This window comes from Mycobacterium decipiens, from assembly GCF_963853665.1.
GTDB lineage: Bacteria > Actinomycetota > Actinomycetes > Mycobacteriales > Mycobacteriaceae > Mycobacterium > Mycobacterium decipiens.
The window spans coordinates 4,801,170-4,826,679 of sequence record NZ_OY970459.1; the positions used below are offsets into that span (position 1 = coordinate 4,801,170).

Sequence of the window (25,510 nt, forward strand, 5' to 3'; positions counted from 1 at the left end):
CATCGCTGCGCTCTGCATCGTCGGCGCCGGTCATCAGGTGTGGTACTCCCCGCAATTGACGTCCAGGGTCTGGCCGGTGATGCCGCTGGACAGGTCGCTGGCCAGGAACAGAATCGCCGACGCCACCTCGTCCTCGGTCGGCAACCGGTTGAGGTCGGAGTTCGCCGCGGTCGCCTGATAGATCTGATCCACGGTGGTGCCGTACTTGCCGGCCTGATGCTGGAAATAGCCTCGCAGCGTGTCACCCCAGATATAGCCGGGTGCAACGGAATTGACGCGGATGCCCTTCTCACCGAGTTCGGTCGCCAGCGACTGCGACATGGCCAGCAGCGTGGACTTGGCCATCTTGTAGGCACCGTATTTGACCTGGGAGTGTCGGATCACCATGGAATTGACGTTGACGATCGCGCCATGTGTCTCCGCCAGGGCGGGGGTAAATCCCTGGATGAGCCGCAGCGCCCCGAGCGCACTGAGCTCGATCGCGTCCCGGATGTGTTGAAATGTGGTGCCGGCCAGGGGCTTCATCGACGGCACCCGGAACGCGTTGTTGATCAGCACGTCAACCTTGCCGTACGCCGCGAGTGTGGCATCGACCAGGTCGCTCACCTGATCGTCGTCGGTGATGTCGGTGCGCACGGCCACCGCCCGGCGTCCGATGTCGGTGATCTGCTTGGCGACGTCGTCCAGCCGTTCGGTACTTCGGGCCGCCAGCACCAGGTCGGCGCCGTCGCGCGCGCATCGATGCGCCAGCGTGGTCCCCAGTCCCGGCCCGACACCACTGATCACCACGACCTTTCGCTTGAGCATTGCCGTCATCATCCCAGCATCCTGGCTGCAATTTGTTGCTGGCGCAATGCAATTCGAGCGCGCCAAGCGTCCTCGGCAATCTTGTTGTGTTGGTAATGCGGCAGCGCAGCCCCGACGGCGTCCAAGTCGACCAGCTCGACGGTGGGTCCGTCGGCTTCGGTGAGCTCCCGCGACACCCGCTGCCAGCGGAACTGCAGAAAGCCGCGCCGATGGCCGAGCGTTTCGACCCAGTTGGTCACGCCCGGATTTTGATCGGCGACCACGATACGCACCTTGCCGTCCGGATCCGCTTGGGCCTGGCTGTTGTTCAACGAAGTCTGGTGGTTGATGTAATCCAGCGAGATGTACCACATGCTGCCCAGCTGGAAGCCCAGGTAGGGGGCATCGCTTGCCGGAATCGTGATCACCAGCGCCTGATCGGGCCGTAGCTCGAAATGGCCGGCGGACGAGTATTGGGTGGTCAGGCCGCCGGGCGTCAGCCGGGGCGCCACCATGGTGTTGACCGGGATATTGAGATAGAACCACTGCGGGAATTGCAGCCACGTTTTCACCCGGTTCACCAGTTGGGACCCCGCTGTGGCGTAGCGCTTTTCGACCTTTTCTCGGGTCAGCGGCGGCGGCGCGGTGCCCGCGGTGTCCAACCTGCGGATAGCCAGCGTGCCGCGCCGCTGTGACCAGTCGCCGTACACCTCGCGAATCACCAGTTGCCCGGGACCACTTGGCCGCAGCCGCCATTCGAAGCTACCGTCCGCGGCGATGTCGAGTTCACGGTCGTCAAACGCCGCCTGGCTAACCGGCACGTTGTTATCGGTGTACTCCCCGCCGAGCACCTGAAAACTCAGATCGGTGGTGGTGCCGCGCACGCCGGTGACCACATAGTCGCGGTCGGCGTGCACCCGGGTCCCGAAGTAGAGGGTGTCGGGGTTGTCCAGGCCCATCTTGGTGAACGGCCCCGTCCCGGCCTGCAGGAACGGGTGGTCGCGCTCGTAGTCGAAGGCCAGATGCGTGCATCCCGCGATACAACCGGCCAGGTACTGCAGACCTTCGAGTAGATCGGCTTCGGTTTCGACATGCGGGGCGGCGACCACCAGCTTCTCCGCCTCCGCGATCGCCTCGCAGAGCGGGCCAGAAAAGGGAGTAGAGAGCACGACTTCGACGCTAGAACGTGTTCCTGTTTTGAGTCAATGGCGAACATCCGCACGTGTCGTGCCGGGCGATTGGAAACGAAGCCCGCTCACCACCCGGGTCCGCCGATTGGCGAGCACGCCGATCCGGCGACAGCTAACCCATCAAAACAGAATGATTGCCATCACTTACTGTTGCGTAGGCAGATAGTCCCAGTAGATCATTATTTGCTATGGATGCAGCGGGTCTACGGAGAGGATTCACCTAACGGCGAGTACAACAGTCGCCGCCATAACCGGCGCCAATGTCGTGAAGCCGAGAGTCGTACCGGCACAACGGATCTAGCAAGCACCCGATTTGCGGAGTGGTTAGGACTTCCACATCGTTCAGGGCCGAACAGCACACCACCAGATCCCAGCTACCCGCTCCAGACACCACACCCCAAAAGCCACCGCGACCAACTAGGGAAGGCATTCGGCATGTTCATGGATTTCGCGATGCTACCGCCGGAAGTCAACTCCGGACGGATGTATAGCGGGCCGGGCCCGGGATCATTGTGGGCCGCCGCGGCAGCCTGGGCTCAGGTCTCGGCTGAATTGCAGTCGGCGGCCGAGAACTACCGAACGGTGATCGGGAGCCTCACCGGCTCGCTATGGGTGGGCCCATCGGCTGTGTCGATGATTGTGGCGGTCACCCCGTATGTTGAGTGGCTGACCACGGCGGCCGCGCAGACAAGTCAGACAGCCGTGCAGGCCACAGCGGCCGCGTCCGGCTTCGAGCAGGCATTCGCCATGACGGTGCCGCCGCCGACGATCGTCGCCAACCGCGCACAGGTGCTATCGCTGATAGCGACCAACTTCTTTGGCCAGAACACCGCGACGATCGCGGCCCTTGAGACGTTGTACGCCGAGATGTGGGAGCAGGACGCCACCGCGATGTACGACTACGCGACCACCTCGGCGGCGGCGAGGGCGTTGACACCCTTCACCTCCCCCCAGCAGAACACCAACCCGGCCGGCCTGACCGCTCAACACGCCGCGGTCGCCCGCGCCACGGCCAACGCCGCCGTCGCCGACGGCAACTGGTTGGGAAACCTCCTGGAAGAGATCGGGATACTGCTCATTCCGATCGCGCCGGAGCTGACGCCGTTCTTTTTGGAGGCGGGCGAAATCGTCAACGCGATACCGTTCCCGAGCATCGTCGGGGACGACTTCACTATCCTCGACGGCCTCCTGGCTTGGTACACAACGATCGGCTCGATCAACAACATAAGTTCGATGGGTACCGGGATCATTGGGGCCGAGAAGAATCTGGGGATTCTGCCCGACCTGGGGAGTGCGGCCGCGTCCGCCGCGCCCGCCGCAGCCGACCTGGCCCCGCCGTTGCTCGCCCCACTGACCAGTATGGCCAAGGCATTATCGGACGGAGCACTTCGCGGTCCGGGCGAAGTCTCGGCCGCTATGCGCAGCGCGGGCACGATCGGGCAAATGTCGGTGCCGTCCGCCTGGAAGGCGCCGACGGTCACTACCGTCAGGGCGTTCGACGCCACCCCAATGACCACCCTGCCCGGCGGCGACGTCCCCGCTGCTGGAATGCCCGGACTGCCCGGCATGCAAGCGGCCGGGGCCGGACGTGGAGGCGTGGTGCCCCGATACGGCGTACGGCTGACCGTGATGACACGTCCGCTCTCGGGCGGGTAGTGGAAAGGTTGATCTCCGGCGGCAACACCGCGCAGTTCATGACACCCGTCCCCTTTGTCCCAGCTGACCCCCCACAAAACGCTAGGACAAACCGGGCGGAATTTGTCCGATTCGGCCAATCCAGGCCGCCGAAACTAGTGCACCACCAAACGATTGATAGTGTCGTTAATTGGTGGTCAACGCGCCACTATCCTGCTCGCGCTTGATCTCCAAAGCGATGTCGATGAGTTGGTCCTCCTGGCCACCGATGAGTTTGCGCTGACCGGCGCGGTGCAACAGCTGGTGAGCCGGCACACCGTAGCGCTCGGACTGACGAACGGCGTGTTTAAGGAAGCTGGAGTACACCCCGGAATACCCCATGATCAGCGCGTTGCGATCGAGCAGGCACTCGGCGGGCATGGCCGGCCGCACCACATCCTCGGCGGCGTCGGCGATGTCGAAGAAATCGATGCCGGTCTTGACACCGATCTTGTCGAAAACCCCGATCAGGGCTTCCACGGGCGCATTGCCCGCACCCGCGCCGAAGCGTCGCACACTGCCGTCGATTTGCTTGGCACCCGCACGCACCGCCTCCACCGAGTTGGCCACGCCTAGGCCGAGGTTCTCGTGTCCATGAAAACCAACCTGGGCATCCGTACCGAGTTCGGCGACCAGTGCCGACACCCGGTCGGCCACTCCGTCGAGCACCAGGGCGCCCGCGGAGTCCACAACATAGACGCATTGGCAGCCGGCATCGGCCATGATGCGGGCTTGGGCGGCCAGTTTCTCCGGTGCAATGGTGTGAGCCATCATCAAAAACCCGACCGTTTCCAGGCCCAGCTCGCGGGCCAGACCGAAGTGCTGAATCGACACGTCGGCCTCGGTGCAATGGGTGGCGATCCGGCAGATCGACCCGCCGTTGTCCTGCGCTTCTTTGATGTCCTCTTTGGTGCCGACACCGGGCAGCATCAGAAACGCAATCCGAGCCTCTTTTGCCGTCTCGGCGGCCAGCTTGATCAACTCCTGCTCTGGGGTCTTCGAGAAGCCGTAGTTGAACGACGAGCCGCCCAGACCATCCCCATGCGTCACTTCGATCACCGGCACGCCAGCTGCGTCCAGCGCGGCCACAATCGCGGCGACCTCGTCTTTGGTGAACTGGTGGCGTTTGTGGTGTGATCCGTCCCGCAGTGAGGTGTCGGTGATCCGGACGTCCCACATGCCTTCCGAAAGATGGCCGGTCATCGCGCGCCTCCCGCAACATAGAGCGTCTCTTTGGCGATCTCCTCGCCGACCTTGGTCGCCGCCGCGGTCATGATGTCGAGGTTGCCCGCATACGGCGGCAGGTAGTCGCCGGCGCCCTCGACCTCGATGAACGTGGTGACCACCGCCTGGCCGCCGGAGTTCATCGACGGATCGTCGAACTGCGGCTCGTTGAGCAACCGGTAGCCCGGCACGTAGGTCTGCACCTCGGCCACCACCTCGTGGATGGAGGTGGCGATCGCATCGCGGTCGGCGTCGGTGGGGATGGCGCAGAAGATGGTGTCGCGCATGATCATCGGCGGGTCCGCCGGGTTCAGGATGATGATCGCCTTGCCGCGCGCGGCCCCACCGATGGTCTCCACGCCGCGGGATGTGGTCTTGGTGAACTCGTCGATGTTGGCCCGCGTGCCCGGGCCCGCCGAAACGGACGCAACCGACGCCACAATCTCGGCATAAGGGACCTCAACCACCCTCGAAACCGCATACACGATCGGAATGGTCGCCTGTCCCCCGCAGGTGATCATGTTGACGTTCGGCGCGTCCAGATGCTCGCGCAGGTTCGCCGGGGGGATCACCGCCGGGCCCACCGCGGCCGGCGTCAGGTCGATGGCCCGGATCCCGGCGGCCGCATATTTCGGCGCCGCGTCCTTGTGGACGTAGGCGCTGGTCGCCTCGAACACCAGGTCGGGTTTGTCGGGCTGGGCCAGCAGCCAGTCGACGCCTTCGTGGGTGGTCTCCAAGCCCAGCTTGGCCGCGCGCGCCAGGCCTTCGCTGTTCGGGTCGATGCCCACCATCCAGCGCGGTTCCAGCCAGTCCGATCGCAGGAGTTTGTAGAGCAGGTCGGTGCTGATATTCCCCGATCCTATGATCGCCACATTTGCTTTCGAGGGCATAAGTGCTCCTATTATTCGAACGACAACCGAACCGAGCCCAGCCCCGCAAAGTCGGCGACAAACCGGTCACCGGATCGCGCGTCGACCGCGAAGGTGCAGGATCCGGGCAGCACAATGTCGCCCTTTCGCAGCCGCACGCCGAAACTCTCGACCTTGCCGGCCAGCCAGGCCACCGCGGTGGCCGGGTTACCCAGCACCGCGTCGCTGCGGCCCTCCGCGACCACCTCGCCGTTGCGGGTCAGTTTCGCATCAATCGCCTTCACATCGACATCGGCCGGCGACACCCGGGCTCCACCCAACACGAAGCCCGCCGCCGACGCGTTATCGGCGATGGTGTCGCAGATCGCGATCTTCCAGTCGGTGATCCTGGAGTCGATCAACTCGATGGCCGGAACCAGAGCCTCGGTAGCCGCTAGCACGTCGTCCTCGGTGCACCCCGCACCCGGCAGGTCGGCGGCCAGGATGAAACCCACTTCGACCTCGACCCGCGGATACAGGTACCTGGCCACCTGGACCAAGGTGTCTTCGAACACCCGCATCTCGTCCAGCAAATGCCCGTAGTCCGGCTCGTCAACCCCCATCATCTGCTGCATGATCGGCGACGACAGCCCCACCTTGTGGCCCACGACGCGCGCACCCTCGGCCACCCGCTGCCGGATATTGATCAACTGGATCTCATAGGCGTCGACGACGTCGATATCCGGATGGGCCGCCGTCAACGGGCCGATCGACTCACGGCTTCGCTCAGCCTGCGCCAAATCGGCGGCCAGCTCATCGCGGGTGGCGGCACAGAGCATTGACCGGAAGTCCCCTCGTCTTGAACCAATCCTTGTGACCGGGCCGGTAGCGCCCGACCCGGGCAATTCTATAACGTGTTCTACATGACAGCCCAGGAGTTCGACGTCGTCGTGGTCGGCAGCGGCGGCGCCGGCATGGTAGCTGCCCTCACCACCGCACACCGCGGCCTATCGACCCTAGTCGTCGAAAAGGCTCCACACTATGGCGGCTCGACCGCCCGCTCCGGCGGCGGCGTGTGGATTCCCAACAACGAGGTCCTCAAGCGCTACGGCGTGCGAGACACCCCGGAGGCGGCACGCGCCTACCTGCACGGCATCGTCGGGGACATCGTGGAACCGGAGCGCATCGACACCTACCTCGACCGCGCGCCCGAAATGCTGTCATTCGTGACGAAGCACACGCCACTGAAGATGTGCTGGGTGCCCGGCTACTCCGACTACTACCCCGAGGCGCCCGGTGGCCGCCCGGGCGGACGGTCGATCGAACCAAAGCCGTTCAATGCGCGCAAGCTCGGTGCCGACATGCCTGGGCTGGAGCCCGCATATGGCAAGGTGCCACTCAATGTGGTTGTGATGCAGCAGGACTACGTGCGCCTGAACCAGCTCAAGCGCCACCCGCGGGGCGTGCTGCGCAGCATGAAGGTCGCCACTCGCACCATGTGGGCGAAGGCAACCGGTAAGAATCTGGTCGGCATGGGACGAGCCCTTATCGGGCCGTTGCGGATCGGGTTGCAGCGGGCCGGTGTACCGGTCGAACTCAACACCGCACTCACCGACCTGTACGTCGAAAACGGCGTCGTGTCCGGTGTTTACGTGCGCGACACCAACGCCTCGGAATCGGCTGAACCAACGTTGATCCGGGCCCGACGCGGCGTCATCCTCGCCTGCGGTGGGTTCGAGCACAACGAGCAGATGCGGGTGAAGTACCAGCGAGCCCCGATCACCACCGAATGGACCGTGGGCGCCAAAGCCAACACCGGTGACGGCATCATAGCCGCCGAAAAGCTCGGCGCTGCATTGGATCTGATGGACGACGCGTGGTGGGGCCCGACGGTACCGCTGGTCGGCAAACCGTGGTTCGCACTGTCCGAACGCAACTCCCCCGGCTCGATCATCGTCAACATGTCAGGCAAGCGATTCATGAACGAATCGATGCCATACGTCGAAGCCTGTCATCACATGTACGGCGGGGAGCACGGCCAGGGACCTGGGCCGGGTGAGAACATTCCCGCATGGCTGGTGTTCGACCAACGGTACCGCGACCGCTACATCTTCGCCGGACTGCAGCCCGGGCAACGTGTTCCGCGCAGATGGCTGGATTCCGGCGTGATCGTCGCGGCTGACACCCTTGGCGAGCTGGCTGGCAAGGCCGGCCTACCGGCGGACGAACTCACTGCGACCATTGAGCGTTTCAACGCCTTCGCCCGGTCTGGCGTCGATGAGGACTACCAGCGCGGCGAGAGCGCCTACGACAGGTATTACGGCGATCCGACTAACAAGCCCAATCCGAACCTCGGCGAGGTCAGCCATCCGCCCTACTACGCAGCCAAGATGGTGCCCGGCGACCTGGGCACCAAGGGCGGCGTTCGCACCGATGTGCACGGACGCGCGTTGCGCGACGACGGCAGCATTATCGAAGGCCTTTACGCCGCAGGCAATGTCAGCGCACCGGTGATGGGACACACCTACCCCGGCCCGGGCGGCACGATTGGGCCGGCGATGACGTTCGGGTACCTGGCCGCGCTGCACATTGTCGGCGAGGCCTGACATGCCGATCGATGTCGAGGTCGCGCTTGCGGCGGAGCTGGACGCCGTTGAATTCGCTTGGACCAGCACCGATATCCAGCTCTACCACTTGGGGCTGGGTGCCGGCTCGGATCCCATGGACTCCCGTGAGCTGCGTTACCTGGTTGACGACACTCCGCAGGTGCTGCCAACGTTCGCCAACGTGGCAGCCACCTTCCACGCCACCAAGCCGCCAACGGTCCAATTCCCGGGCATCGACATCGAGCTGAGTAAGGTGTTGCACGCCAGCGAGCGGATCGAGGTGCCTGCGCCGCTACCACCGTCGGGTTCGGCCCGCGCCGTCACCCGATTCACCGATATCTGGGACAAGGGCAAGGCCGCGGTGATCTGGAGCGAGACGACGGTGAGCACACCCGACGGGGTGCCGCTGTGGACGCAGAGGCGGTCGATCTATGCCCGGGGCGAAGGCGGGTTCGGCGGTGAGCGCGGGCCATCGGGATCGGGTGGCGCGCCGGAGCGGGCGCCCGATATGGAGGTCGCGATGCCGGTGCTGCCGCAGCAGGCGCTGCTGTACCGGCTCTGCGGCGACCGTAACCCGCTGCACTCCGATCCCGAATTCGCCGCTTCCGCAGGCTTTCCCCAACCCATTCTGCATGGCCTGTGCACCTACGGCATGACCTGCAAGGCCATCGTCGACACCGTGCTGGACGGGGACGCGGCGGCCGTGGCCGGCTACGGCGCCCGCTTTGCCGGTGTGGCGTACCCGGGCGAAACGCTGTTGGTCAACATCTGGAAGGATGACGGCCGCCTGCTGGCCAGCGTTGTCGCGCCGGCGCGCGACAACGCCACCGTGTTGAGCGGCGTCGAGTTGGTCCCCGCCTAGCCCCTTGCGCCGAGCGTCACGCCAGAGTGGCAGCGGCCTGCGAGTGCAACGCTAGCGTGCCGCTCGCCGGGCCAGTGCGGCCCGGCCCCGGCGAACGATGTCTCCCGGGCGGTCGCACTTTGACGTCCTCCCAACCCATATCGAGGTAACAGATCGCATCGCCAAACTCATCACTGACGAGTATCTGGGTCTGCGGTCTAGGTAAGCCCGCCCGCATCAGCAGCAGTCGAAGCCATGTTTCCTGTCGCGATTGCGCGCCGGCCACAAGGTGGATCACAGTCCGCGCCAAGCGGATTCCGCGCCGGCCAAGATGCCGCTCAACCAGCCGGCTTCAGGTCGGTGGCCCGCAGCAGATCCTCGATTGCTGCCACGGCTTTCCTGTTGGGTACCAGCATCCCAAGTCGAGCCCCGCCCGAGCCGGCGTGGTTACGGGTATGCCCTCAATCAGCGCGACCTCATCATCTTCGACGCGGTCACCGCGGACTCGTAGGTTTGGCAGCGGATTCCTATTGCTGTGCACAATTTCCAGCGGCGCATTCACGTCGACCCAGTTGGCGCCATGCAGCGCGTCGGCCGACAGCCCCGCGACAATCCCCCGGCGTCGTGACCACAGCCATCGCGCGCGGGCGCGCACCAGCCGATGTCAGTTCAGCACCAGGACAAACGCATACGGCGTGGAACAACCTGAGGTAGCGCGTTCGCAGCGCGCTCTTGAGCACCGCTGTGTTCCCGACGGCCTCGCTGCCGATAAAGGGTTCCCCATGACGGCAGCGTTCCCTGGGCAGCCGCGAGCGTCACGTCAGCCCAGCACCGCTATCCACAGCGTCACCCTAGCGTGACGCTCGACACCGACAACCACGCTGGCATGACCCCCGGCGGGCAAAGCTAAGGCGCTAACCGAGAATCAACCCGGAGGTCGGCACGCCGGTCCCCGCGGTGACGAGCACATGCTCGACGTCGGGCACCTGGTTCACCGAGGTGCCGCGCAACTGCCGCACCCCCTCGGCGATGCCATTCATGCCGTGGACGTAGGCCTCGCCGAGCTGACCGCCATGCGTGTTGATGGGCAGCCGTCCGCCCAATTCGATCGCCCCGTCGGCAATGAAGTCCTTGGCCTCACCACGGCCACAGAATCCCAGCTCCTCCAACTGAATCAGGGTGAACGGGGTGAAGTGGTCGTAGAGCACGGCGGTCTGGATATCGGCCGGCGTCAACCCGGACTGCGCCCACAGCTGTCTGCCCACTAGGCCCATCTCGGGCAAGCCGTCGAGTTCGGGCCGGTAGTAGCTGACCATTGTGTACTGGTCTGGGCTGGACCCTTGCGACGCCGCCTCGACGACCACGGGGCGATGCTTGAGGTCGCGCGCGCGCTCTACCGACGTCACCACGATCGCGACCGCGCCATCGGTCTCCTGGCAGCAGTCCAGCAGCCGCAGCGGCTCCGCGATCCACCGCGAATTCTGGTGGTCTTCAATGGTTATGGGCTTTCCGTAGAAATATGCCTTCGGGTTCTTGGCGGCGTGCTTGCGATCGGCCACCGAGATGGTGCCGAAGTCCCGGCTGGTCGCACCGGACAGGTGCATGTAGCGCCGCGCGATCATGGCGACCTGAGCGGCCGGCGTCGAAAGCCCATGCGGATACGAGAACGAGTTGTCCACCCCCGTCGAATCGGCATTGGCTGTCAACCGCGCCTGCACCTGCCCGAACCGCATGCCGGAACGCTCGTTGAAGGCCCGATACGCCACCACGACGTCGGCGATCCCGGTGGCGACGGCCATCGCCGCCTGCTGAACGGTCGCGCACGCCGCACCACCGCCATAGTGGATCTCGGCGAAGAACTTCAACTCGCCGATACCGGCCGCCCGCGCGACGGCGATCTCGGTGTTGGTGTCCATCGTGAAGGTCGTCAGCCCGTCGACATCGGCCGGACTCAAGCCGGCGTCGTCCAGGGCGTCACGCACCGCCTCGGCGGCCAGCCGCAGCTCGCTGCGCCCCGAGTCCTTGGAGAAGTCGGTGGCGCCAATGCCCACAATGGCGGCCTTGCCCGACAACACTAGACACCCCCGATCGTCAGCGTCACCGTCGCAACGACATGATCGCCAAGGCTATTGCGGCCCAACACCTTTACCGTGACCAGGCCATCCTCCACGGCGGTCACCTCACCGGAGAACGTCACCGTGTCGTAGGCGTACCACGGCACCCCCAGCCGCAGCCCGATCGACTTGATCAACGCCGACGGCCCGGCCCAGTCGGTGACATAGCGCTGCACCAGCCCGGTGTCGGTGAGGATGTTGACGAAGATGTCCTTGGAGCCCTTCGCAACGGCCTTGTCCCGGTCGTGGTGCACGTCCTGAAAGTCGCGGGTGGCTAGGGCCGTCGAGATGATGAACGTCGGATCACCGTAGAGCTTGAGTTCGGGCAGCGTGGTGCCCACTTCGGCAGCAGGCGCGCTCATGCGTCCGGCTCCCAGGCGTAGAGGCTCCATTCGGGGCCGCTATCACCGGCCGGGAAGTCGATATAGACAGTGCGAACCGGCATTCCGACCTGCACCTCGGCCGGGTCGACATCGCGCAACTCGCCCAGCATGCGCACACCTTCTTCGAGCTCAACCAGCGCGATCACGAACGGCACCTTCCGGCCCGGCACTTTCGGCGCATGGTGTACCACGAAGCTGAACACCGTGCCCTTGCCACTGGACACGCGATACTCGATCGGAGCCGACTTGTCCTGCCACACCGCCGGAACCGGTGGGTGCTGCAGGCTGCCATCGGGACGCTGTTGGATCCGCAATTCGTGGGCCGCCACACCTTCCCAGAAGAACGCACTGTCCCGCGACGACGACGGCCGCATCATGGCGTCCGGGTCCAGGTCCGCCGGCACCGATGTCCGCGCTGCAGCAGGCTTGAATTTGAGTATGCGCCAGTTCATCTCGGCTACATCCTCATCCCCGACCTGCCACACGATGTGCTGGTTGATGAACCAGCCCTCGCCGAGCGCGGTTTGCTTGGGTCCGACAACGTCTCCGAGTTCGGCGCTGACGCTGACTTCCTCGCCAGGCAGTAGGTAGCGGTGATAGGTCTGCTCGCAGTTGGTGGCAACCACGCCGATATAGCCGGCATCGTCGAACAGCTTGATGATGGGCGGCAGTGGATCGTCGGCGGCGCGGAGTCCACTCAAACCCGTCATCGTCCAAACCTGAATCATGGCCGGCGGTGCGACAATTCCGGGATGACCCGCAGCGCGGGCCGCGGCTGCATCAACATAGATCGGGTTGCGATCCCCGATAGCCTCAACCCAGTTGTTGATCATCGGCTGGTTCACCGGGTCGCGGGCCGGCCGCGGCTTGCTGGGTCCGGCCGCTTTGACCTGCGCAACCGTGTCCTCAATTTCGCTCATCGTGGCACCCTGGGCACGTTGAGGCCAGATGCGGCGATCATCTCTCGCATAATCTCGTTCACACCCCCGCCGAACGTGATCACCAGGTTACGTTTGGTCTGGGAGTCAAGCCAGCGCAGCAGCTCGGCGGTGGCCGACTCGGCCGGGTTACCATACTTGCCGACGATCTCCTCGGCGAGCCGGCCGACGCGCTGAACGCGTTCCGTGCCAAAGACTTTGGTCGCCGCAGCGTCGGCGACGTTGATGTCCTCGCCGGCAGCGGCCACCTGCCAATTGAGCAGCTCGTTGATTCGCCAGGTCGCGTGAATCTCGGCAAGCGCGCGTTTGACGTCGTCATGGTCTATCGGGGTTACACCGTCACCACCCGGTTTGGACGCCCACGCGCGCACCCGATCGTAGATGCTGGCGAACCGACCCGCCGGGCCGAGCATCACCCGCTCATTGTTGAGCTGGGTGGTGATCAGTCGCCATCCGCCGTTCTCCTCGCCGACCAGCATGTCGGCCGGCACCCGCACGTCGTTGTAGTACGTGGCATTGGTGTGGTGGGCGCCGTCGGCCAGGATCATCGGCGTCCAGGAGTAGCCGGGATCCTTGGTGTCAACGATCAAAATGGAAATGCCTTTGTGCTTAACGGCCTCCGGGTCGGTACGGCAAGCCAGCCAAATGTAGTCGGCATCGTGCGCGCCCGTAGTGAAGACCTTCTGGCCGTTGACGAGGTAGTGGTCGCCGTCGCGAACCGCCGAGGTGCGCAACGACGCCAGGTCGGTGCCTGCCTCCGGCTCGGTGTAGCCGATCGCAAAGTGCACCTCACCGGCCAGGATCGCCGGCAGGAACTTCTTCTTCTGCATCTGGCTGCCATACACCTGCAGCGTGGGACCAACGGTCTGCAGCGTCACCGCGGGCAGCGGCACGTCGGCGCGATGGGCCTCGTTGACGAAGATCTGCTGCTCGATCGGGCCGAAGCCGAGACCACCGAATTCCTTCGGCCATCCGACACCGAGCTTGCCGTCGCGACCCATCCGCCGGATCACCGCGCGGTATGCCGGGCCGTGCCGGTCCTTCTCCATCTCCTTCATCTCGTCGGACGAGATCAAATTCGAAAAGTATTGCCGGATCTCGGCTTGCAGCTGCCGCTGCTCGACGGTCAGGTCGATGAACATTGCGCTCCCAGCAGCTCGAGACGATGCGAAGGTCCGCCCAGCAGCCGGGCGAGGTCCTTGATTGTCGAGTAGTACCGGTGCATCGGATAGGTGATGTCCATCCCCATGCCGCCATGCAAGTGATGGCAGATCTGCATCACCGGTGGTGCCTGCGATGTCACCCAGTATCCGAGGACATCCAGATCCTCCTCAACATCCCGATCCTCGCACAGCCGCCAAATCACCGACTTCGCCGCCAGATCGATCGTGCGCGAAGCGATGTAAACCTCAGCGAGCTGCGCGGCCACCGTCTGAAAGGTCGACAGCGGCTTGCCGAACTGCTTGCGATTGGCCACGTAGCCCGCGGTTAGCCGCAGCGCCCCGGCCACTAGCCCGTCCGCGTAGGCGCCAATCAGGGCCAACGCCAGTTGGTTTACCCGATGGGCGCTAGCACCCGCCAATACATCGGAGTCAGCAACCATTACGCCATCGAACGTCACCGTGTATTCGTCTGCCCCACTCGACGTCGGGGTACCGTCCAGCCGCACACCGTCGGCCTCCGGCGACACCACCACAACCGCGTTGTCGGCGGTCACCAGCATCCAGTCCGCCCGTTCGGCATAGCCGACACCAACTTTGGTGCCGGACAATCGGCCGCCGGCAAAGGTGGCCGATGGCCGGCCGGGCAGCGCCGCGCCGGGCTCGTTGAGCGCCGCGGTCAGCACCGCGCCCTCGGCGACCCCGGCCAGGTAGCGGTCCTGCTGCTGATCGGATGCCAGGTCGAGCAGCGGCACCACGCCAAGACCCAGGGTCGCCAGTGCCGGCGTAATCGCGCCGTGCCGCCCCACTTCGGTCAGGACCGTCCCGACCTCAGGCAAACCGACGCCGTCGCCGCCGAGGCGTTCCGGCACCGGCAGCGCCGTCACGCCCCCGTCGACCAGCGCGTCCCAGCTGTTGCTCCGGCCCAGCACCGACGTGACCACATCGGCGACAGCGTGCTGTTCAGCGGTGAGATCGAAATCCATCGCGGTTATTCATCCATCAGTGAGCCACGGGGCACTTGCCGGTGTAGTCGACCTGCCAGTGCTTGATGCCGTTGAGCCAGCCGGACCGCAGCCGCTCGGGTGCCGCGATCGGCTTGAGGTCGGGCATCTGGTCGGCCACGGCGTTGAAGATCAGGTTGATCGTCATCCGGGCCAGGTTGGCGCCGATGCAGTAATGCGCACCGGTGCCGCCGAATCCGACGTGCGGGTTGGGATTGCGCAGGATGTTGAACGTGAACGGATCCTCGAAGACCTCTTCATCGAAATTGGCCGCCCGGTAGAACAGCCCGACGCGCTGCCCCTTCTTGATCTGCACGCCGGACAGCACATAGTCCTGTAGCGCGGTGCGCTGGAAACAGTTGATCGGGCTCGCCCAACGGACGATCTCGTCGGCGGCGGTCTCCGGACGCTCGGCCTTGAACAGTTCCCACTGGTCGGGGTACTCGGCGAAGGCCATCATCCCCTGCGTTATGGAGTTGCGACTGGTCTCGTTTCCGGCCACCGCGAGCATCACCACGAAGAAGCCGAACTCGTCGTCGGAGAGCTTTTCGCCGTCGATATCGGCTTGAATCAGCTGAGTCACGATGTCGTCGCCCGGATTCTTGGTCCTGTCCTCGGCCATCTTCATCGCATAGCCGATCAGCTCCGCCGACGACATCTTGGGGTCGATGTGGGCGTATTCGGGATCCTCGGTACCGGTCATCTCGTTCGACCAGTCGAACAGCTTGCCGCGGTCCTCCTGCGGCACCCCGAGCAAACCCGCGATCGCCTGCAGCGGCAATTCACACGACACCTGCTCAACAAAGTCACCGGAACCCGAGGCGGCCGCCGCCTTGGCAATACTCTGGGCGCGGTCGTTGAGCTCGTCTCGTAGCCGTCCGATGGCCCGCGGCGTGAAACCACGCGAGATGATCTTGCGCAGCCGGGTATGGTGCGGCGCGTCCATGTTGAGCATGACGAACCGCTGAACCTCGATGTCCTCCCGCGCGATGTCGTTGTGGAATCGCGGTATCACCCCGTTCTGGTAGCTGGAGAACACGTCGCTACGCCGGGAAACTTCCTTGACGTCGTTGAGCTTGGTGATCGCCCAGAAACCGCCGTCGTGGAAGCCGCCGCCCTTGCCGGGAGCCTGCTCGTTCCACCAGATCGGCGCGGCCGACCGCAGCTCGGCGAACTCTTCAACCGGCAGCCGCTCGGCGTAGATGTCGGGGTCGGTGAGATCGAACCCGGGCGGAAGATCGGGGCTGGGCACGCTACTTCTCCTTACTGCGGTCCTCGCTGACTCGGGATCCCAGAACACTAGTTCTCCTAGTGCTGCTCTACTGCCAGTAAAACATGCCTTCACCGCTGACAAAAGGCACTGAAGCATCGTCGCTTGTCAGAGTAATGAAACGTGTTCTAGCCTGGCTCCATGGGCAACCCGGTAATCGTTGAAGCCACTCGCAGCCCGATCGGCAAGCGCAATGGATGGCTATCGGGGCTGCACGCCACCGAGCTGTTAGGAGCGGTGCAACAGGCGCTGGTCGACAAGGCCGGTATCGACACCGGGTTTCAAGCTGCCGATGTCGAACAAGTGATCGGCGGCTGTGTTACCCAGTTCGCCGAGCAGTCCAACAACATTAGCCGGACGGCGTGGCTGACCGTGGGCCTGCCCGAACACGTCGGCGCGACCACCGTCGATTGCCAGTGCGGAAGTGGCCAGCAGGCCAATCACCTGATCGCCGGGCTGATCGCGGCCGGCGCCATCGACGTTGGCATCGCCTGCGGCATCGAGGCGATGAGCCGGGTGGGGCTTGGCGCCAATGCGGGGCCGGAGCGAAATTGGCGCGCGGAGTCATGGGACATCGACATGCCGAACCAGTTCGAGGCCGCCGAGCGGATTGCCAAGCGCCGCGGCATCACCCGCGCGGACATCGACGCATTCGGATTTCAATCTCAGCTACGCGCCAAGCGAGCCTGGGACGAGCACCGCTTTGACCGCGAGATTTCGCCGATCGCAGCGCCGGTGCTCGACGAGCAGAAGCAGCCCACTAGCGAACGCCACCTGATCTCCCGTGATCAGGGCCTGCGCGACACCACCATGGCGGGGTTGAGCGAACTGAAGCCGGTGCTCGAGGGCGGGATCCACACGGCGGGCACGTCATCGCAGATCTCCGACGGCGCTGCGGGGGTGTTGTGGATGGATGAAGAAAAGGCCAGGGCCATCGGTCTTAGGCCGCGGGCCCGCATCGTCAGTCAGGCGCTGATCGGCGCGGAGACCTACTACCACCTGGACGGTCCGGTGCAATCGACGGCGAAGGTGTTGGAGAAGGCCGGCATGAAGATCGGCGACATCGACATCGTCGAGATCAACGAGGCCTTCGCATCGGTGGTGTTGTCCTGGGCGCGGGTGCACGAACCCGACATGGACCGGGTCAACGTCAACGGCGGCGCAATCGCGTTGGGTCATCCGGTGGGCTGCACCGGCAGCCGGTTGATCACCACCGCTTTGCACGAGCTGGAGCGGTCCGATCAGAGCACCGCGCTGATCACCATGTGCGCGGGCGGTGCGCTATCCACCGGCACCATCATCGAGCGGATATAGCCCGTCCATGGTGGTGTCCGAGGAGAGCCGCATCGCAGCGGCGCAGGCTTACATCGACGCGCTGGTCAGTCACAACGCCGAGGCGGTGCCGTTTGCGGCCGGATGCACCCGGATCGAACAGGGCGTTAGGAACGGGTTTTCCGGGAATCACTTGCGGCGCAGCCTCAATCGCGGCCCCCAGTACCGGGTAATCGTCGATACGACGCCACCGGACTACCGCATCGTCGGCGATGAGGTGCACGCGGCGTACGACGTGTTGACCAGGGCCGTGTTCGCTGGCCGGCGGGTCGCCTCGCGGGTTAGCGAGACCTTTGTCATCCCGGCCGAGAGCCCAAGCGGAAAAGCCGAGATCCAGCACATCAGGGTGCGTTTTCGGCCGTTCATTCATCGCTAGCACTTTCGAACCTAGGATCAGACTCATGCCGAAGTCACCGCCGCGGTTGCTGAATTCGCCGCTCACCGATTTCTTCATCAAATGGATGTCGCGCGTCAACGCCTGGATGTACCGCCGCAACAGTGGCGAGGGCATGGGTGGCACCTTCCAGAAGATTCCGGTTGCCCTGCTCACCACCACCGGCCGCAAGACCGGCAAACCGCGGGTCAACCCGCTGTACTTCCTGCGCGACGGGGACCGGGTGGTCGTCGCGGCATCCAGGGGCGGCTCCGACAAGAACCCCATGTGGTATCTCAACCTCAAGGCCAACCCCAAGGTCTCCGTGCAGATCAAGAAGGAAGTTCTCGATCTGACGGCGCGGGATGCCACCGACGAGGAGCGCGCTCGCTACTGGCCGCAGCTGGTGGACATGTATCCGTCCTACGAGGACTACCAGTCTTGGACCGACCGGAGGATCCCGATTGTCGTCTGCGATCCGTAGCGATTGTCGGGAGCGCGAACGTCGGGCTAGGCCCCGTACACCGGGACCGGCGGCCGCGACTTGGCCAGCAGATCGGTGACGACCGGCCCCAACTCGGCGGGATCCCATTTCGCGCCCTTGTCCACCTGCGGGCCGTGCGCCCAACCCTGCGCTACCCGGATCAGGCCGCCCTCGATCTCAAAGACTTTGCCCGTCACAGAACGGGATTCGGCGCTACCCAGCCAGACGACCAACGGGGAAACGTTCTCCGGTGCCATCGCGTCGAACCCTTCTTCGGGCTTGGCCATCATCTCGGCGAAGACGGTCTCGGTCATGCGGGTGCGGGCCGACGGTGCGATGGCGTTGACGGTAACGCCGTAGCGACCCATCTCCGCGGCGGCGACCAGCGTCATGGCCGCGATGCCGGCCTTGGCGGCGCTGTAGTTGCCCTGCCCGACACTGCCCTGCAATCCCGCACCGGAACTGGTGTTAATGATCCGCGCATCAACGGCATTGCCCGCTTTCGACAGCCCACGCCAGAACGAGGCGGCGTGCCGCATGGTGGCGAAATGCCCCTTGAGGTGTACGGCGATGACGGCGTCGAACTCCTCCTCGCTGGTGTTGGCCATCATTCGGTCGCGCACGATGCCGGCGTTGTTGACCAGAACGTCCAGACCACCGAAGGTCTCGACGGCAGTCTGAATCAGCTCCGCCGCTTGCTCCCAGTCCGCGACGTTGGATCCGTTAGCGACGGCTTCGCCACCGGCCGCGGTGATTTCGTCGACCACGCCCTGCGCGGCGCTGCCGCCGCTGGCAGGCGAACCGTCCAGCCCAACACCAATGTCATTGACCACCACGCGCGCGCCCTCGGCGGCGAAGGCCAGCGCATGTGCGCGCCCAATTCCGCCGCCCGCTCCGGTGACAATCACGACACGGCCGTCCACCAAGCCCATACCCTGCGCTCCTTAACCTGCTACTTGTTAGCGCTCGAGGCAGCCAGATACGGCGGCGGCTCACCGCCGCCATGCACCTCCAGCGTTGCACCACTGATATAGGAGGCCACGTCGGAAGCCAGAAACGCTGCTGCCCAGCCGATATCGCTGGGCTTCGCCAACCGTCCCAATGGCACCGTCGCAGCGACACGAGCGATTGACTCGGCATCGCCGTAGAACAGTTCCGACTGCTCGGTCTCCACCATCCCGACCACCACCGCATTGACCCGGATCTTCGGGGCCCATTCCACCGCCAGTGTGGCAGTAAGGTTTTCGAAACCCGCCTTGGCCGCGCCGTAGGCGGCGGTACCCGGGGTGGGACGGCGACCGCTGACACTACACACGTTGACAATCGACCCGCCGTTGGGCTGCTCGCGCATCAGCGCATAGGCATGTTGCGAGACCAACATCGGCGCTAAGAGATTGAGCTCGACGATCTTGCGGTGAAAGTTGTGCGTGGCCTCAGCCGCCAACACGTACGGCGATCCACCCGCGTTGTTGACCAACACATCAAGACCACCGTGTTGCTCCCCGATCGCGCCCAGCATCCGCACGACCGAGTCCTCGTCGCGGATGTCGCACGCATGGAACTCGTACGGCGAACCGTCGACGGCTCGCCGCGCGCAGGTGATGACCGTTGCGCCCTGGTCCGCGAAAACCGAACTGATACCGGCGCCCACCCCGCGCACACCGCCGGTTACCAGCACCACCCGCCCGGCCAATCCCAAATTGATGGCGTCGGCTGATTCGGGGCGGGTCACTGTGCTAGCGTACCAAGCAAGTGCTTGCTTAGGTAGCTAGCAGGTGTTTTGTCCTAAGGACGTGCCAACTTGACGATCACATCCGCCACCCCCGAACCGGGCATAGTCGCGGTCACCGTCGACTACCCGCCGGTTAACGCCATCCCGTCGCGCGGCTGGTTCGAACTCGCCGACGCCGTCACCGCCGCGGGCGCCGATCTGAATACCCACGCGGTGATTCTGCGGGCCGAGGGCCGTGGCTTCAACGCCGGTGTGGATATCAAGGAGATGCAGCGGACTCAGGGATTTACGGCGCTGATCGACGCCAACCGCGGCTGCTTTGCCGCGTTTCGCGCGGTCTACGAGTGTGCGGTGCCGGTGATCGCCGCGGTGAACGGATTCTGCGTCGGCGGCGGCATCGGCCTGGTCGGCAACTCCGATGTCATCGTGGCCTCCGACGACGCCGCCTTCGGGCTGCCGGAAGTGGAACGGGGCGCACTCGGTGCGGCCACGCATCTGTCGCGACTGGTACCACAGCACATGATGCGGCGGCTGTTCTTCACCGCAGCCACCGTGGACGCCGCCACCCTGCATCACTTCGGCTCGGTGCACGAGGTGGTGCCCCGCGCCGAACTCGACGAAGCCGCGCTTAGGGTGGCCCGCGACATCGCGGCAAAGGACACCCGCGTAATCCGCGCCGCCAAGGAAGCGCTCAACCTCATCGACGTGCAACGGGTCAACTCGAGTTATCGCATGGAACAAGGCTTTACGTTCGAGCTCAACCTCGCCGGCGTGGCCGACGAACACCGCGACGCGTTCGTGAAGAAGTCGTAATGGCCGACAAACGAACCACCCTCGACGACGCCGTCGCGCAATTGCGTAGCGGCATGACCATCGGCATCGCGGGCTGGGGATCGCGGCGAAAACCCATGGCATTCGTGCGCGCCATCCTGCGCTCGGACGTCACCGACCTCACGGTGGTCACCTACGGGGGTCCTGACCTGGGCCTGCTGTGCTCGGCCGGCAAGGTGCGACGGGTCTACTACGGGTTCGTCTCGCTGGACTCGCCCCCCTTCTACGACCCGTGGTTCGCCAAGGCGCGCACCAGCGGCGCCATCGAGGCCCGGGAGATGGACGAGGGCATGCTGCGCTGCGGGCTGCAAGCGGCCGCGCAGCGGTTGCCGTTCCTGCCGATTCGCGCCGGGTTGGGCAGTTCGGTGCCGGACTTCTGGGAAGGTGAGCTACAGACCGTAACCAGCCCCTATCCGGCCCCCGGCGGCGGCCACGAAACGCTGATCGCAATGCCAGCTTTGCGCCTGGATGCCGCCGTTGCACACCTCAATCTCGGTGACAGCCAAGGCAATGCCGCATACACCGGCATCGACCCCTACTTTGACGATCTCTTCCTGATGGCCGCCGAAAAGCGCTTCCTGTCGGTGGAGCGCATCGTCTCCACCGAGGAGCTGGTCAAAGCGGTGCCACCGCAGGCGCTGCTGGTGAACCGGATGATGGTCGACAAAGTGGTAGAGGCGCCCGGTGGCGCCCACTTCACCACCGCCGCACCGGATTACGGGCGCGACGAGAAGTTCCAACGACACTATGCCGAGGCCGCGTCGACAGCGGAGGGCTGGCAGCAATTCGTACAGACCTACCTGTCCGGCAGCGAAGACGACTATCAAGCGGCCGTGCGCGACTTCGGAGCATCATCGTGAGCACCCGGGCCGAAGTATGCGCCGTCGCCTGCGCCGAGTTATTCAGGGACGCAGGCGAAATCATGATCAGCCCGATGACGACCATGGCCTCAGTCGGCGCGCGGCTGGCCCGGCTGACCTTCTCCCCGGACATCCTGCTGACCGACGGCGAGGCGCAGCTGCTGGCGGACACCCCGGCGTTGGGCAAGACCGGAGCCGTCGAGGGCTGGATGCCGTTCGGCCGGGTTTTCGAGACACTGGCCTGGGGGCGCCGCCACGTGGTGATGGGCGCCAATCAGATTGACCGCCATGGCAATCAGAACATCTCGGCGTTCGGTCCGCTGCAGCGGCCGACCCGGCAGATGTTCGGCGTCCGGGGCTCGCCTGGCAACACGGTCAATCACGCAACCAGCTACTGGGTCGGCAACCATTCGAAACGCGTCTTCTGCGAGGCCGTCGACGTGGTCTCCGGCATCGGCTACGACAAGGTGGACGCCAACAATCCAGCGTTTCGGTTCGCGCACGTGTATCGGGTGGTGTCCAACCTCGGGGTGTTCGACTTCGGCGGCCCGAACCGCACCATGCGGGCACTGACCCTGCACCCCGGGGTCTATCCCGACGACGTCCACGAGGCCACCTCATTCGAAATCCACGGCCTCGACCAGGCCGCAGAGACCCGGCTCCCTACCGACGACGAACTACGCCTGATCCGCGAAATCATCGATCCGAGGGCCCTGCGCGACAAGGAGATACGTTCGTGAGACTGCGCACGCCGCTGACCGAGTTGGTCGGCGTCGAGCACCCGGTGGTGCAAACCGGGATGGGCTGGGTGGCAGGGGCCCGGCTAGTGTCGGCCACCGCCAACGCGGGCGGGCTGGGCATCCTGGCGTCGGCCACCATGACGCTGGACGAACTGGCGACGGCGATCAAGAAGGTCAAGGCCGCCACCGACAAGCCGTTCGGCGTGAACATCCGTGCCGACGCCGCCGACGCGGGCGACCGGGTCGAGCTGATGATCCGTGAGGGCGTGCGGGTGGCGTCGTTCGCGCTAGCCCCCAAGCAGGAGCTGATAGCCCGGCTGAAGGAAGCCGGCGCAGTGGTCATCCCCTCGATCGGCGCGGCAAAACATGCGCGCAAGGTCGCGGGCTGGGGCGCCGACGCGATGATCGTGCAAGGCGGCGAGGGGGGCGGGCACACCGGGCCGGTCGCGACGACGCTGTTGTTGCCGTCGGTGCTGGACGCGGTCAAGGACACCGACATCCCGGTGATCGCGGCGGGCGGCTTCTTCGACGGACGTGGGCTCGCCGCTGCCCTGTGCTACGGCGCCGCCGGGGTGGCGATGGGCACCCGATTCCTGCTCACCTCGGATTCCACCGTGCCCGACGCGGTAAAACGGCGCTATCTGGACGCGGCGCTGAACGGCACGGTGGTGACCACACGCGTCGACGGCATGCCGCATCGGGTGCTGCGCACGGGGCTGGTCGAGAAGCTGGAAAGCGGTTCGCGGGCAAGGGGCTTCACTGCGGCAGTGCGTAATGCCGCAAAGTTCAAGCAGATGTCGCAGATGACCTGGCGGTCGATGCTCCGTGACGGTCTGGCGATGCGGCACGGCAAGGAGCTGACCTGGTCGCAGGTGGTGATGGCGGCCAACACCCCGATGCTGCTGAAGGCCGGGCTGGTGGACGGCGACACCGATGCCGGGGTGCTGGCCTCCGGCCAAGTGGCCGGCATCCTCGAGGACCTGCCGTCCTGCGCCGAGCTGATCGAGTCGATCGTGCGTGACGCCATCACCCAACTGCGGGCCGCGTCGGCACTGGTGGAGTAGTTGACGCGTGTCGACTACGCTATCGCAGCTATGTCGACCATCGACGCGATAGACCACGCGGTGCCCGAGTCGGCCGCACCCCATGCGCTGCCGGATCCGGGTGAGTCGGTACCCAAGCTCGCGCTGCCGACCGTCGGGATCTTCCTTGGCGCACTGACCGCGTTCGTGCTGTCGACGATCGGCTATATCGGCGGATGGGTCCCGTCCTGGGTGACGATCCCGGTCAACGCCGCGGTCACCTTCGTGATGTTCACCGTCGTGCATGACGCGTCGCACTACTCAATCAGCTCCACGCGCTGGTGCAACGGCCTGCTTGGTCGGCTGGCCTGGCTTTTCGTCGGGCCGGTGGTCGCCTTCCCGGGGTTCGCGTACATCCACATCCAGCACCATCGCCATTCCAACGACGACGATCAAGACCCCGACACGTTCGCCTCACACGGCTCGTGGTGGGGACTGCCGTTGCGCTGGGCGATGGTGGAGTACTTCTACCTCAAGTACTACCTCCCCAGGGCACGCAGCCGGCCCGTCACCGAGATTGCCGAGACGGTGACGATGTTCACGCTGAGCCTGACGGGCCTGACCGTTGCCATCATCACCGGAAACTTCTGGACTCTGGCCGTCGTCTTCTTGATACCGCAACGCATTGGACTCACGGTGCTCGCATGGTGGTTCGACTGGCTGCCCCACCACGGGCTGGCGGACACCCAACGCACCGACCGCTACCGCGCGACCCGCAACCGCGTCGGCGCGGAATGGCTGTTCACCCCGGTGCTGCTGTCGCAGAACTACCACCTGGTGCACCACCTGCATCCGTCGGTACCGTTCTACCGGTACCTGCGTACCTGGCGGCGCAACGAGGAGGCCTACCTACAGCGCAACGCCGCGATCTCCACAGTCTTTGGCCAGCAACTCAATCCGGACGAGTACCGGCAGTGGAAGGCGCTGAACGGCAGGCTGGCGCGACTGTTGCCGGTGCGTATGCCGACTCGTTCGGGCGCCTCGCACGCCGTTGCCCATCGCATCCCGGTCGCCTCCGTGGATCCCATTACCACCGACAGCACCCTGGTGACTTTCGCGGTCCCGGAAGCATTGCAGGACGCGTTCGCGTTCGAGCCAGGTCAGCACGTGACGGTGCGCACCGACCTGGGCGGCGAAGGCATCCGCCGCAACTACTCCATCTGTGCCCCAGCCACCCGGGCCCAATTGCGAATCGCGGTCAAACACATTGCAGGCGGCGCATTTTCAACATTTGTCGCCAACGAACTCAAGGCCGGCGACGTGCTTGAACTGATGACCCCGACCGGCCGGTTCGGCACCCCGTTGAATCCACTGAACCGGCGACACTACGTGGGCCTGGTGGCCGGTAGCGGAATCACACCGATGCTGTCCATCCTGGCCACCACGCTGGAGATCGAGACCGAAAGCCGGTTCACGCTGATCTATGGCAACCGGACCAAGGAGTCGACCATGTTCCGGGCCGAACTCGATCGGCTCGAGTCGCGCTACGCCGATCGGCTGGAGATCCTGCACGTGCTGTCCAGCGAGCCGCTGCACACCCCCGAGCTGCGGGGCCGCATCGACCGCGAAAAACTCAACCGGTGGCTGACCAACGGGCTGCAACCGGACGACGTGGACGAGTGGTTCATCTGCGGTCCACTTGCCATGACTACCACCGTGCGCGACACGTTGATCGAGCATTGCGTGGATCCGGATCGGATTCACCTCGAGCTGTTCTTCGGTTACGACACTCGACCGGCCACCGATCGCGGGTATGCGGCCGCGACCGTCACCTTCACGCTGTCCGGGCAGCAGCAGACGCTGGATCTGGTGCCCGGCGACTCGATCTTGGAAGGCGCGCTGCAGCTACGCGATGACGCGCCGTACGCCTGCATGGGCGGTGCGTGCGGCACCTGCCGGGCCAAGTTGATCGAGGGTGAGGTGGAGATGGACCACAACTTCGCGCTGGGGCGCGCCGAACTCGACGCCGGCTACATTCTGACCTGTCAGTCACACCCGACGACGCCGTTCGTCGCCGTGGACTACGACGCCTGAGCCC

24 protein-coding genes are annotated in these 25,510 nt (G+C 65.0%); 11 read left to right on the plus strand and 13 right to left on the minus strand.

Annotated features, from left to right (window positions below; all coding sequences use genetic code 11):
• Window positions 1-33: 33 nt before the first annotated feature.
• Together AADZ55_RS21075 and AADZ55_RS21080 are read right to left on the minus strand one after the other, a co-directional pair.
• A complete protein-coding gene (locus AADZ55_RS21075; protein WP_085327022.1) occupies window positions 34-816 on the minus strand; it encodes an SDR family oxidoreductase in 783 nt (260 codons plus the stop codon).
• Window positions 816-1,955 (minus strand): hypothetical protein, encoded by a 1,140-nt coding sequence (locus AADZ55_RS21080; protein WP_085327021.1) that lies wholly within the window; start codon window positions 1,953-1,955, stop codon window positions 816-818. The genes AADZ55_RS21075 and AADZ55_RS21080 overlap by 1 nt, the downstream gene beginning before the upstream one ends.
• A 456-nt stretch (window positions 1,956-2,411) precedes the next feature.
• Here AADZ55_RS21080 and AADZ55_RS21085 point away from each other — a divergent pair, with 456 nt between their 5' ends.
• Window positions 2,412-3,632 (plus strand): PPE family protein, encoded by a 1,221-nt coding sequence (locus AADZ55_RS21085; protein WP_085327020.1) that lies wholly within the window; start codon window positions 2,412-2,414, stop codon window positions 3,630-3,632.
• Between the two features lie 165 nt (window positions 3,633-3,797).
• Here the strand turns inward: AADZ55_RS21085 and dmpG are convergent, their stop codons facing one another.
• Genes dmpG through AADZ55_RS21100 form a run of 3 tightly spaced genes read right to left on the minus strand, consistent with a single transcriptional unit; the run spans window position 3,798 to window position 6,561 of the window.
• Window positions 3,798-4,829 (minus strand): 4-hydroxy-2-oxovalerate aldolase, encoded by a 1,032-nt coding sequence (gene dmpG, locus AADZ55_RS21090; protein WP_085327035.1) that lies wholly within the window; start codon window positions 4,827-4,829, stop codon window positions 3,798-3,800.
• 20 nt (window positions 4,830-4,849) lie between these two features.
• Window positions 4,850-5,764, minus strand: coding sequence for an acetaldehyde dehydrogenase (acetylating) (locus AADZ55_RS21095; RefSeq protein WP_085327019.1), 915 nt, complete (start codon window positions 5,762-5,764; stop codon window positions 4,850-4,852).
• A gap of 11 nt (window positions 5,765-5,775) precedes the next feature.
• Entirely contained in the window at window positions 5,776-6,561 is a 786-nt protein-coding gene (locus tag AADZ55_RS21100; RefSeq protein ID WP_085327018.1) for a 2-keto-4-pentenoate hydratase, read from the minus strand.
• Window positions 6,562-6,645: 84 nt separating this feature from the next.
• On the opposite strand from AADZ55_RS21100, the gene kstD reads away from it, so the two are divergent.
• Both kstD and AADZ55_RS21110 read left to right on the plus strand, forming a co-directional pair.
• A complete protein-coding gene (kstD, locus tag AADZ55_RS21105; RefSeq protein WP_085327034.1) occupies window positions 6,646-8,328 on the plus strand; it encodes a 3-oxosteroid 1-dehydrogenase in 1,683 nt (560 codons plus the stop codon).
• 1 nt (window position 8,329) lies between these two features.
• Window positions 8,330-9,190 (plus strand): MaoC/PaaZ C-terminal domain-containing protein, encoded by an 861-nt coding sequence (locus AADZ55_RS21110; RefSeq protein ID WP_085327017.1) that lies wholly within the window; start codon window positions 8,330-8,332, stop codon window positions 9,188-9,190.
• 893 nt (window positions 9,191-10,083) lie between these two features.
• Here AADZ55_RS21110 and AADZ55_RS21120 read toward each other — a convergent pair.
• Genes AADZ55_RS21120 through AADZ55_RS21145 form a run of 6 tightly spaced genes read right to left on the minus strand, consistent with a single transcriptional unit; the run spans window position 10,084 to window position 16,020 of the window.
• A complete protein-coding gene (locus tag AADZ55_RS21120) occupies window positions 10,084-11,244 on the minus strand; it encodes a lipid-transfer protein (RefSeq protein ID WP_085327016.1) in 1,161 nt (386 codons plus the stop codon).
• A complete protein-coding gene (locus AADZ55_RS21125) occupies window positions 11,244-11,645 on the minus strand; it encodes a MaoC family dehydratase (RefSeq protein ID WP_085327033.1) in 402 nt (133 codons plus the stop codon). The genes AADZ55_RS21120 and AADZ55_RS21125 overlap by 1 nt, the downstream gene beginning before the upstream one ends.
• A complete protein-coding gene (locus AADZ55_RS21130; RefSeq protein WP_085327015.1) occupies window positions 11,642-12,586 on the minus strand; it encodes a bifunctional MaoC family dehydratase N-terminal/OB-fold nucleic acid binding domain-containing protein in 945 nt (314 codons plus the stop codon). The genes AADZ55_RS21125 and AADZ55_RS21130 overlap by 4 nt, the downstream gene beginning before the upstream one ends.
• A complete protein-coding gene (gene fadE29 / locus AADZ55_RS21135) occupies window positions 12,583-13,746 on the minus strand; it encodes an acyl-CoA dehydrogenase FadE29 (protein WP_085327014.1) in 1,164 nt (387 codons plus the stop codon). The genes AADZ55_RS21130 and fadE29 overlap by 4 nt, the downstream gene beginning before the upstream one ends.
• A complete protein-coding gene (locus AADZ55_RS21140) occupies window positions 13,731-14,750 on the minus strand; it encodes an acyl-CoA dehydrogenase family protein (protein ID WP_085327013.1) in 1,020 nt (339 codons plus the stop codon). The genes fadE29 and AADZ55_RS21140 overlap by 16 nt, the downstream gene beginning before the upstream one ends.
• A gap of 16 nt (window positions 14,751-14,766) precedes the next feature.
• Window positions 14,767-16,020, minus strand: coding sequence for a cytochrome P450 (locus AADZ55_RS21145; RefSeq protein ID WP_207569152.1), 1,254 nt, complete (start codon window positions 16,018-16,020; stop codon window positions 14,767-14,769).
• A gap of 159 nt (window positions 16,021-16,179) precedes the next feature.
• Between AADZ55_RS21145 and AADZ55_RS21150 the strand changes: the two genes are divergently transcribed.
• The 3 genes from AADZ55_RS21150 to AADZ55_RS21160 are packed head-to-tail and all read left to right on the plus strand — an operon-like array spanning window position 16,180 to window position 18,227.
• Complete coding sequence (locus AADZ55_RS21150; protein ID WP_085327011.1) at window positions 16,180-17,352, plus strand: steroid 3-ketoacyl-CoA thiolase; 1,173 nt, start codon at window positions 16,180-16,182, stop codon at window positions 17,350-17,352.
• A 7-nt stretch (window positions 17,353-17,359) separates the two neighbouring features.
• Window positions 17,360-17,746 (plus strand): hypothetical protein, encoded by a 387-nt coding sequence (locus AADZ55_RS21155; RefSeq protein ID WP_085327010.1) that lies wholly within the window; start codon window positions 17,360-17,362, stop codon window positions 17,744-17,746.
• 25 nt (window positions 17,747-17,771) lie between these two features.
• Window positions 17,772-18,227 carry a nitroreductase family deazaflavin-dependent oxidoreductase gene (locus tag AADZ55_RS21160; protein WP_085327009.1) on the plus strand — a complete coding sequence of 152 codons (456 nt, stop codon included), beginning with the start codon at window positions 17,772-17,774 and terminating at the stop codon, window positions 18,225-18,227.
• Window positions 18,228-18,253: 26 nt separating this feature from the next.
• Here the strand turns inward: AADZ55_RS21160 and AADZ55_RS21165 are convergent, their stop codons facing one another.
• Together AADZ55_RS21165 and AADZ55_RS21170 are read right to left on the minus strand one after the other, a co-directional pair.
• A complete protein-coding gene (locus tag AADZ55_RS21165) occupies window positions 18,254-19,159 on the minus strand; it encodes an SDR family oxidoreductase (protein ID WP_085327008.1) in 906 nt (301 codons plus the stop codon).
• A 20-nt stretch (window positions 19,160-19,179) separates the two neighbouring features.
• Window positions 19,180-19,959 (minus strand): SDR family oxidoreductase, encoded by a 780-nt coding sequence (locus tag AADZ55_RS21170; protein ID WP_085327007.1) that lies wholly within the window; start codon window positions 19,957-19,959, stop codon window positions 19,180-19,182.
• A 69-nt stretch (window positions 19,960-20,028) separates the two neighbouring features.
• On the opposite strand from AADZ55_RS21170, the gene echA20 reads away from it, so the two are divergent.
• The 5 genes from echA20 to AADZ55_RS21195 are packed head-to-tail and all read left to right on the plus strand — an operon-like array spanning window position 20,029 to window position 25,506.
• Complete coding sequence (echA20, locus tag AADZ55_RS21175; protein WP_085327006.1) at window positions 20,029-20,772, plus strand: (7aS)-7a-methyl-1,5-dioxo-2,3,5,6,7,7a-hexahydro-1H-indene-carboxyl-CoA hydrolase; 744 nt, start codon at window positions 20,029-20,031, stop codon at window positions 20,770-20,772.
• Window positions 20,772-21,650 (plus strand): cholesterol ring-cleaving hydrolase subunit IpdA, encoded by an 879-nt coding sequence (gene ipdA / locus AADZ55_RS21180; RefSeq protein ID WP_085327005.1) that lies wholly within the window; start codon window positions 20,772-20,774, stop codon window positions 21,648-21,650. Before echA20 ends, ipdA begins: the two co-directional genes overlap by 1 nt.
• Window positions 21,647-22,390, plus strand: a complete 744-nt coding sequence (gene ipdB, locus AADZ55_RS21185; protein ID WP_085327004.1) for a cholesterol ring-cleaving hydrolase subunit IpdB — start codon at window positions 21,647-21,649, stop codon at window positions 22,388-22,390. Before ipdA ends, ipdB begins: the two co-directional genes overlap by 4 nt.
• On the plus strand, window positions 22,387-23,454 hold the full coding sequence (gene ipdC / locus AADZ55_RS21190; RefSeq protein ID WP_085327003.1) for a (3aS,4S,5R,7aS)-5-hydroxy-7a-methyl-1-oxo-octahydro-1H-indene-4-carboxyl-CoA dehydrogenase: 1,068 nt from the start codon (window positions 22,387-22,389) through the stop codon (window positions 23,452-23,454). Before ipdB ends, ipdC begins: the two co-directional genes overlap by 4 nt.
• Before the next feature lie 30 nt (window positions 23,455-23,484).
• Window positions 23,485-25,506, plus strand: coding sequence for a fatty acid desaturase (locus AADZ55_RS21195; RefSeq protein ID WP_085327002.1), 2,022 nt, complete (start codon window positions 23,485-23,487; stop codon window positions 25,504-25,506).
• Window positions 25,507-25,510 lie beyond the last annotated feature (4 nt).